This window comes from Klebsiella sp. HMSC16A12, assembly GCF_001808265.1.
Classification (GTDB): Bacteria; Pseudomonadota; Gammaproteobacteria; order Enterobacterales; family Enterobacteriaceae; genus Klebsiella; species Klebsiella pneumoniae.
This window is the reverse complement of sequence record NZ_KV792590.1, coordinates 1-8,964: the sequence shown is the minus strand read 5'-3', so window position 1 is coordinate 8,964 and position 8,964 is coordinate 1. Positions and strand designations below refer to the sequence as shown.

The window sequence follows — 8,964 nt, the reverse complement described above, 5'->3', positions numbered from 1 at the left end:
CCGTTGTTCTCCTGCCAGTCGCCGCCGGCATATTCATAGATGCGGCGGAAGCTGACCTCCGGGGTCAGGTTCTTGTAGTCCTTACAGGCCAGTTCGCAGGTTTTGCAACCGGTGCAACGGGCGGAATCAATAAAAAATCCATACTGAGTTGTCATCGGTTACTCCTTACAGCTTCTCAACCTGAACGAGGTTGGTATGCGACGGGTTTCCCTTCGCCAGCGGCGACGGACGCTGGGTGGTCAGCACGTTGATGCTGCCCGCCTGATCCACACGCGAGGCGTCCGGGTTGTACCAGGCCCCTTCCCCCAGCGCGACGACGCCCGGCATCATGCGCGGCGTCACCTTCGCTTCGATATGCACTTCACCCCGATCGTTGAAGATGCGAATACGATCGCCGTTGGCAATGCCGCGCTTGCGGGCATCGATCGGGTTAATCCACATCTCCTGCCGACAGGCGGCCTTCAGCACATCGACGTTGCCGTAGGTCGAGTGGACGCGAGATTTATAGTGGAAGCCGGTGAGCTGTAGCGGGTATTTCTCTGTCAGCGGATCGTTGTAGTTTTCGAAACCCGGGGTGTAGATCGGCAGCGGATCGATAACATCCCCTTCCGGCAGCTCCCAGGTAGCCGCGATTTTCGCCAGATCCTGCGAGTAAATTTCGATCTTGCCCGAAGGCGTGGTCAGCGGATTAGCCTGCGGATCCTCACGGAAGGCTTTGTAGGCCACATGATGACCTTGCGGATCGCGCTGCTTATAGATGCCCTGCTGACGGAAGGTGTCGAAATCCGGCAGGTCGGGAATCGCTTTGCGCGACTGCTCATACAGATAGCGCATCCAGCCTTCCTGGGTACGGCCCTCGGTAAACTGCTCTTCGACGCCCAGACGCTTTGCCAGTTCGCTGGTCATCTCATAGATGGTTTTGCATTCAAAGCGCGGCTTGATGGCCTGATCGGCAAAGATAACGTAGGACATGTTGCCGCAGGAGGCATCCAGCGCGAAATCCATCTGCTCGGAGGCGGTACAGTCCGGCAGCAGAATATCAGCGTATTTCGCCGAGGAGGTCATATGGCAGTCAATGACCACAATCATCTCGCATTTCTTGTCGTCCTGCAGGATTTCGTGGGTCCGGTTGATCTCAGAATGCTGGTTAATCAGACAGTTGCCCGCATAGTTCCAGATCATTTTGATCGGCTCGTCGAGCTTATCTTTACCGCGTACGCCGTCGCGCAGAGCGGTCATTTCCGGGCCGCGCTCAATCGCATCGGTCCACATAAACATCGAGATACTGGTCTCAACCGGATTCTCCAGCGTCGGCATACGCTCAAAAGGCAGACTATACGAGCCCTCGCGCGCCCCGCTATTGCCACCGTTGATCCCGACGTTACCCGTCAGAATGGCGAGCATTGAGATGGCGCGGGTGGCGATCTCACCGTTGGCGTGACGCTGCGGACCCCAGCCCTGGCTAATATAGGCCGGTTTGGCGGTGGCAATTTCGCGCGCCAGTTTAACAATGCGTTCGCGCGGAATACCGGTAATCGTCGAGGCCCACTCCGGCGTTTTGGCGATACCGTCAGTGCCCTGGCCAAGAATGTAAGCTTTGTAATGACCATTGGCTGGCGCACCGGCGGGCAGCGTTTTCTCGTCGTATCCCACACAGTATTTATCGAGGAACGGCTGATCGACCAGATTCTCGGTGATCATCACCCACGCGAGGCCCGAAACCAGTGCCGCATCGGTCCCAGGACGAATCGGGATCCATTCATCTTCACGCCCGGCGCCGGTGTCGGTATAGCGCGGATCGATGATTATCATCCGGGCATTGGATTTCTGCCGCGCCTGTTCAAGGTAGTACGTCACCCCGCCGCCGCTCATCCGCGTTTCGCCGGGGTTATTGCCGAACAGCACCACCAGCTGACTGTTTTCAATATCCGATGGGCTGTTGCCGTCCGCCCAGCCGCCGTAGGTGTAATTCAGACCGGCAGCAATCTGCGCTGATGAATAGTCGCCATAATGGTTGAGATAGCCACCGCAGCAGTTCATCAGACGGGCAATCAGCGTTTTCCCCGGCGGCCAGGAGCGGGTCAGCGTCCCGCCGAGCGTGCCGGTGCCGTAGTTCAGATAGATGGATTCGTTGCCGTACTCTTTAATCAGCCGCTGCATATTGCTGGCGATGGTATCCAACGCCTCTTCCCAGCTGATTTGCTCGAACTTGCCCTCACCGCGTTTACCAACGCGCTTCATCGGGTACTTCAGACGGTCCGGATTATAGACTCGGCGGCGCATTGAACGCCCACGCAGGCAGGCGCGGACCTGGTGCAAACCGTCATAGTTATCATCACCGGTATTATCGGTTTCGACGTATTTAATCGCGCCATCCACCACGTGCATGCGCAGCGGGCAACGGCTACCGCAGTTGACGGTGCAGGCGCTCCAGACCACCTTCTCACTGGCGGGCGCCGGCGTATCGGCAGCATGCGACAGTCGGGTAAAGGGTAACGTTAGTGCGTTGCTGGCCAGCGCCAGGCCGCCTATTGCCGTGGTTTTCATCAGACCACGGCGGCTTACCTCAGCAGCCAGTAAAGCATCAGGGGCTTTAATTTTCATGGATACTCGCTTTGGTTGCTCACAATAAACTGACAAGCGTTATATAGACATATATATAATGCTTTGCGATATTATTGGTTTTTTATGCTGGTTTAACCCAAAGGGAGTATCACTGCATTCGCGGCAAGGATTATTGCCCGGTATCAATAAGGGCGTAAAAAAAGCGCCCGCAGGCGCTTTTAAAAGAAGGAGTGAGAAGTTTAGCCGATATATTCGAGGCCGCGCATATACGGGCGCAGCACTTCCGGGATCTCGATACGGCCATCAGCCTGCTGATAGTTTTCCATCAGCGCCACCAGCGTACGACCTACTGCCAGGCCAGAACCATTCAGGGTATGAACGAGACGGGTCTTCTTATCGGACTTGCTGCGGCAGCGAGCCTGCATACGACGCGCCTGGAAATCCCAGACGTTGGAGCAGGAGGAGATCTCACGATAAGTGTTTTGCGCCGGAACCCATACTTCGAGGTCATAGGTTTTGCAGGCGCTGAAGCCCATATCGCCGGTGCACAGCGCGACCTTACGGTACGGCAGGCCCAGCAGCTGCAGCACTTTCTCGGCGTGACCGGTCATCTCTTCCAGCGCGGCCATAGAGTCTTCCGGGCGGACGATCTGCACCATTTCAACTTTATCGAACTGGTGCATACGGATCAGACCGCGGGTGTCGCGGCCATAGGAACCGGCTTCAGAGCGGAAGCACGGCGTATGGGCGGTCATTTTGATCGGCAGATCGTCTTCGTCGATGATTTCATCGCGCACCAGGTTGGTCAGCGGCACTTCCGCCGTCGGGATCAGCGCGTAGTTGCTGCTGTCAGCCTCTTCTTCCAGCGGACGGGTATGGAACAGGTCGCCGGCGAATTTCGGCAGCTGGCCAGTGCCATACAGGGTGTCCTGGTTTACCAGGTACGGGACATAGTTTTCGCTGTAGCCATGCTGTTCGGTGTGCAGATCCAGCATGAACTGCGCCAGGGCGCGGTGCAGACGGGCCAGCTGCCCTTTCATCACCACGAAGCGCGAGCCGGTGAGCTTAACGGCGGCGGCAAAATCCAGCCCCCCGTGCATTTCACCCAGCGTCACATGATCGCGCACCTCGAAATCGAACTGACGCGGCGTACCCCAGCGGCTAACTTCAACGTTGTCGTTTTCGTCGCGACCAACCGGCACATCATCATGAGGAATATTCGGGATCGCCAGCGCGATATCGCGAATTTCCGCCAGCAGCGTTTCCAGCTCGGATTTTGCAGCATCCAGTTGTTCGCCAAGCTTGTTAACTTCCAGGCGTAATGGCTCGATGTCTTCCCCGCGCGCTTTCGCCTGGCCAATGGATTTCGATCGGGAGTTACGCTCCGCCTGCAGGTTTTCCGTTTGCACCTGCAGAACTTTACGACGCTCTTCAAGCGCGCGAAGTTTATCTACATCCAGCTTAAAGCCCCGGCGTGCCAGTTTTTCTGCGACTGCGTCTGGCTCGGTACGCAGCAGATTGGGATCGAGCATGCTTATCCTGTGCTTATCGAATTAAAAAAGAAAAGTGGCCGCAGACTACGACCACGGAAATAGTGTAATAACCTTACCGCAACGCCTCAATTAGCGGTAGCGTTTTATCGGGCTATTTTGATCCTGTTCAGCGAGCCAGGCGAGCTTTTCGCCAATTTTACCCTCAAGCCCCCGGTTTGTCGGGTGATAATAGCGCGTTTGCGCCATTTCCTGCGGGAAATACTGCTCGCCGGCGGCATAGGCGTTAGGTTCGTCATGAGCGTAACGATACCCCTGGCCGTAGCCCATCTCTTTCATCAGCTTCGTCGGCGCATTGCGCAGATGCACCGGAACGTCATAGTCTGGGCGGTCCCGCGCGTCGGCCAGCGCCGCTTTGAAGGCGGTGTACACCGCGTTGCTTTTCGGCGCGCAGGCCAGATAGACAATGGCCTGGGCAATCGCCCGTTCGCCTTCCGCCGGCCCGACGCGGGTAAAGCAATCCCACGCCGAAATAGCGACCTGCATCGCCCGTGGGTCGGCGTTGCCGACATCTTCCGAGGCAATCGCCAGGCAGCGGCGGGCAACGTACAGCGGATCGCCGCCGGCGGTGATGATCCGCGCATACCAGTAAAGTGCCGCATCCGGCGCGCTACCGCGCACCGACTTATGCAGAGCAGAAATCAAATCGTAGAACCGGTCGCCTTTGTTATCAAAGCGCGCGCTGCGCTCGCCGGCGATCTCGGTCAGCAGTTCCGCCTTCAGCACCCGCTTGCCCGAGTCATCGCTTTCGGCCATATCGGCCATCATTTCCAGGGTATTCAGCGCTCGCCGCGCGTCGCCGTTCACTAGCTCGGCAATGGCCCTGCGGGTCTCATCCGGCAAAATGATATCCTGGCCGCCGTAGCCGCGGGTTTTATCGTTCATCGCCTGGTCAAGCACCCGCTCGATATCGTCGGTGGTGAGCGATTTCAGTAAGTAGACGCGAGCGCGGGAGAGCAGCGCCGAGTTAAGCTCAAAGGAGGGGTTTTCGGTGGTCGCGCCAATAAAAGTAATGGTGCCGTCTTCAATATGCGGCAGAAAGGCATCCTGCTGGCTTTTATTAAAGCGATGCACTTCGTCAACAAACAGGATGGTCCGCCGGCCGGCGTTGCGATTTTGCCGCGCGCGCTCAATAGCCTCGCGAATCTCTTTCACCCCGGAGGTTACCGCTGAGATCCGTTCGACATCGGCGCTGGCGTAGCGGGCAATCACTTCCGCCAGAGTGGTCTTGCCGGTACCCGGCGGCCCCCAGAGGATCATCGAATGCAGGTGCCCGGCCTCAATGGCCCGCGGCAGGGGTTTACCCGGCGCCAGCAGGTGCTGCTGGCCAATATACTGCGCTAAATTTTCTGGCCGCATGCGAGCGGCCAGAGGTTGAAACGCGTTGTCGGAAAAATCGAGCGACAGATTGCTCACTTTCGCCTCTACTTACGTTGATCGTCCACCGTCACCCCTTTCGGCGGCGTAAAGGTGAACTTAGCTGCGTCGACGGCGCCGTTCTGCTGCGATTTCAGCTGATAGCTGCTGCGCTGATCATCCTGCTCGACGGCGCTGAACTGATGGATAGTGCCGTCCCGACCGACGTTGATCGTGAACTGCTTGAGGTTGCCGCTGCCGCTTTTTGGCGTCAGCACAAAATCATCGCCATTTTGCTTGATATTATATTGCTGCCAGTCGCTGGATTGGTTGCGGGCAATCAGCATAAACGGCGTGTTGCTGGTGGCGTCTTTCAGCCAGGTCGCCGTGGCCTGCTCGACGAACGGGTTATAGAACCACAGCGTTTTACCATCCGAAACGAGGACGCTCTCATCCGGCTGGGTCATATGCCAGTTAAACAGGTTCGGGCGTTTCACCCACAGGTCTCCCTGCCCGTCCTGCACGGCGTTACCGCTGCCGTCGGTGACTTTTTGCGTGAAGCTGGCATGGAAGCTGCTCACTTTATCAAGACGGCTTTTTAAGTCGCTGGCCGCATCTGCCCAGACCTGGCTGACGACCATACCAGACAGTAATGCACAGGTGATTGCGAGTTTTTTCATTGTTCTTCCTTAATGTGCGTCACTCCCGACGCGGGAGCCTCTTCTGCCCCTACTGTAGGACCGCCGGCGGCGGCGGGACAGAAGAATTGGCTGATTTTGCGCTTATTTACCCAACTTTGCACTCATTCAAAGGGCGGCGGCGCCAGCACTTCGCGGTTACCGTTATGGCCCTGCTCGCTGACGATACCCTGCGCTTCCATCTGTTCGATAATACGCGCGGCACGGTTATAGCCGATGCGGAACTGACGCTGAACCCCGGAAATCGACGCTTTGCGCTTCTCGGTCACAAAGTTGACTGCCTGATCGAACAACGGATCCAGCTCTTCCCCGCCGTCGAAGCCGCCACCGCCGCCTTCGCTTTCGCTGTCGGAGGTAATGCCATCCACATATTGCGGGCGACCGCGGGCTTTCCAGTCCTGAACCACGGCGTGGACTTCCTGGTCGCGCACAAACGCCCCGTGGACACGCACCGGCGTGGTAGAGTTCGGCCCGGAGTAAAGCATATCCCCCATACCCAGCAGCGATTCCGCGCCGCCCTGATCGAGAATGGTACGTGAGTCAATTTTACTCGACACGGTAAAGGCGATGCGCGTCGGGATGTTGGCCTTAATCAGGCCGGTAATAACATCTACCGACGGACGCTGTGTCGCCAGCACCAGGTGGATCCCCGCCGCGCGCGCTTTCTGCGCCAGGCGAGCGATCAGCTCTTCCACCTTTTTGCCGACGGTCATCATCAGATCGGCGAATTCATCCACCAGCACCACGATGTACGGCAGTTTTTCCAGCACCGGATGTACGGCGTCCATGCTGTCGCCAGGCTTCCAGTACGGATCCGGGATCGGACGTCCCATGCGCGCGGCTTCGGCGATCTTCTCGTTGTAGCCCGCGAGGTTACGCACGCCCAGCGCCGACATCAGCTTGTAGCGGCGCTCCATCTCATTGACGCTCCAGCGCAGCGCATTGGCGGCGTCTTTCATGTCGGTGACCACTTCCGTCAGCAGGTGCGGAATTCCTTCATAGACCGACAGCTCGAGCATTTTCGGGTCGATCATAATGAAACGCACATCTTCCGGCTGCGCCTTGTAGAGCATGCTGAGGATCATGGCGTTGACGCCAACAGACTTACCGGAACCGGTGGTACCGGCCACCAGCAGATGCGGCATTTTCGCCAGATCGGCTACTACCGGATCGCCAGCGATGTCTTTACCCAGCACCACGGTGAGCGGAGATGGGTTATCACGGAACTTGGCGTTGTCGAGCACTTCACGCAGGTAGACGGTCTGGCGTTTTTTATTCGGCAGCTCAAGCCCGACATACGGTTTGCCCGGGATCACCTCCACCACGCGCACGGCGACCGTTGACAGCGATCGCGCCAGGTCCCGTGACAGGTTAGAGATCCGTGCGGCCTTAACGCCAGGCGCCAGATTCAGTTCGAAGCGGGTGATCACCGGCCCCGGTGAGTAGTTCACCACATCCGCTTTAATGCGGAAATCGGCGAGTCGCGCTTCCACCAGGCGTGCCATCTGCTCGAGAGCAAAGGTATCCACCGGCTCGACTTCACTCGGCGGCGGGGTAAGCAGATCCAGCGACGGCAGTGGCGTGGTCGGCTTTTGCAGCGGTCGACTATCGCCATTGCGCATCAGCAGCGGGTGGATCAGGCTCTCCTGCGGCGCAGGGGCGGCAGGCTGATGCCCCTGCGGGGCAACCGGTTGTTGCGGCTGTACGGGCTGCGACGCAGTCGGATAGGACTGCGGCTGCGGCGGCACAGGCTGATGGTGTATCGGCTGATGCTGCGCAGGCTGATAACTCTGCCGCGGAGCGGCCGCCGGTTGTTGATAGCGCTGGGCCGGCTGCTGCGGCTGGACTTCCGGCGTCGGCGTAAACAGCGGTTCGCTCGGGCCGTCATTGACCAACGTTTTCATCGGCGAGAATTCATAATCTGCCGGCGAGAACGGGTTGGCGCCCGGCGGCTGCTCGGTAGCGTACCGCTGCTGCTGGGTAGCGGCAAACTGACGCGCCAGCTCCGCTTCCGCCGCGGCGTCGGCCTCATCGTCATCAGTCGCGTTATCGTCTTCCCAGCGATGACCGTAGCGCTGCTGCTGGGTGGCGGCGAACTGGCGAGCCAGTTCATCCTGCTCCATAGCATCCGCTTCCTCATCCGAGAGCAGCTCATCATCATAATGCGGATCGCGCTCCGCCTGCCGCGCGCGCTGTTCCGCCTCCCGCTGCGACGGTAGCTTGATGCCGTAGGAGGCCAGTTCCCGACGCGTAGGAACACGCACGCGATTGGGCCGCGGTAGTTTTGGACCGATGCCCTCTTTCACCTGAACCCTTGGGCCACTGGACGCCGGGCTGAACAATGGCGTAGCCGCAGCGGATGCGGCAGTGGACGAGGTTGCTGCCGCCGCGCCGCCGCTGGCGGCGGTAGCCTGATGCACCCCAGCCGCTACCGCAGAGACTACGGTTGTCTCCACTGGCGGTTTGGACGCAGTGGTCGGCGGCGTCAGCGGTTTAGTGGCAATCGGACTTTCCGGCTCAGGAATTGGCTGATACCAAGAGGCCAACAGCTCGCGTTCGCGCGCCCGCTTCTCTTCCACTTCCTCGAAATAATAGAGCGGCGGACGTTTCACTTCCTCCTGCACGACCTCGGGCTCTGGCTCCGGTGGGGGAACTGGCGCGCTTTGCGGCTGATACGCCGCTGGCTCCGGCTGATACGGCTGCGGCGCGGGCTGGCCGGCATGCGGGTCGTAAGCCGGCTGCTGGTAGGTCTGCGGCGCGGGCTGACCGGCATGCGGATCGTAAGCCGGCTGCTG

Annotated in this window: 6 protein-coding genes; all 6 read right to left on the bottom strand. The window is 59.0% G+C overall.

The window, feature by feature from the left end:
- Window positions 1-155, bottom strand: a 155-nt coding sequence (locus HMPREF3140_RS10140) for a 4Fe-4S binding protein (RefSeq protein ID WP_175437603.1), incomplete at its 3' end; no start/stop codon positions are given.
- 10 nt (window positions 156-165) lie between these two features.
- Window positions 166-2,604, bottom strand: a complete 2,439-nt coding sequence (gene dmsA / locus HMPREF3140_RS10135; protein ID WP_032411191.1) for a dimethylsulfoxide reductase subunit A — start codon at window positions 2,602-2,604, stop codon at window positions 166-168.
- A gap of 200 nt (window positions 2,605-2,804) precedes the next feature.
- Window positions 2,805-4,097: a serine--tRNA ligase gene (serS, locus tag HMPREF3140_RS10130; protein WP_002898139.1), complete on the bottom strand. Its 1,293-nt coding sequence runs from the start codon at window positions 4,095-4,097 to the stop codon at window positions 2,805-2,807.
- A 90-nt stretch (window positions 4,098-4,187) separates the two neighbouring features.
- Entirely contained in the window at window positions 4,188-5,531 is a 1,344-nt protein-coding gene (gene rarA / locus HMPREF3140_RS10125) for a replication-associated recombination protein RarA (RefSeq protein WP_032411189.1), read from the bottom strand.
- An 8-nt stretch (window positions 5,532-5,539) separates the two neighbouring features.
- Entirely contained in the window at window positions 5,540-6,151 is a 612-nt protein-coding gene (gene lolA / locus HMPREF3140_RS10120; RefSeq protein WP_002898132.1) for an outer membrane lipoprotein periplasmic chaperone LolA, read from the bottom strand.
- A gap of 122 nt (window positions 6,152-6,273) precedes the next feature.
- Window positions 6,274-8,964 (bottom strand): DNA translocase FtsK (ftsK, locus tag HMPREF3140_RS10115; protein ID WP_077270452.1); only part of this gene is annotated, 2,691 nt, incomplete at its 5' end.

Excerpts from the sequence above, each read along its gene's own strand:
- dmsA (WP_032411191.1), bottom strand. The coding sequence starts at position 2,604 with ATGAAAATTAAAGCCCCTGATGCTTTACTGGCTGCTGAGGTAAGCCGC.
- serS (WP_002898139.1), bottom strand. The coding sequence starts at position 4,097 with ATGCTCGATCCCAATCTGCTGCGTACCGAGCCAGACGCAGTCGCAGAA.
- lolA (WP_002898132.1), bottom strand. The coding sequence starts at position 6,151 with ATGAAAAAACTCGCAATCACCTGTGCATTACTGTCTGGTATGGTCGTC.